The 268-nt window shown below is 58.6% G+C and carries 1 protein-coding gene; it reads right to left on the bottom strand.

Going from position 1 to position 268, the window contains the following annotated elements; all coding sequences use genetic code 11:
• Window positions 1–69: 69 nt before the first annotated feature.
• On the bottom strand, window positions 70–268 hold a 199-nt coding region (locus E0702_RS17560; RefSeq protein ID WP_132045791.1), incomplete at its 5' end, for a BrnT family toxin.

The raw sequence follows: 268 nt of genomic DNA, 5'->3' as shown, positions 1-268 counted from the left end.
GCGCGCGCCAGATCCTCAGGACGCGACCGCTGCGTAGCGCTCAGAGGTGGCAGCGTGTCAGGCGAGTAGCTAACCTCTTTCTTCTTCATATCGCTTCCTTTCCGATCTATCAGCCTTTCGGGCGGAGATGATCCTTATGGTTTCGATAACCTGGCCCTCGCTGTCCTCCTCGATGACCGTATGGGCGACCAAGAGCAGTATGACGCCGTGGACGATACCGATGGTTTGCCAGCGCTGCTCAAAGTCCTCGATCCGATCCTGGCGGGTC

Origin of the sequence: Halomonas marinisediminis, assembly GCF_004347715.1 — a bacterium.
In the GTDB taxonomy this organism is placed as follows: Bacteria; Pseudomonadota; Gammaproteobacteria; order Pseudomonadales; family Halomonadaceae; genus Halomonas; species Halomonas icarae.
The sequence above is the reverse complement of the archived record's forward strand: the minus strand, read 5'-3'. Positions and strand labels throughout refer to the sequence as shown.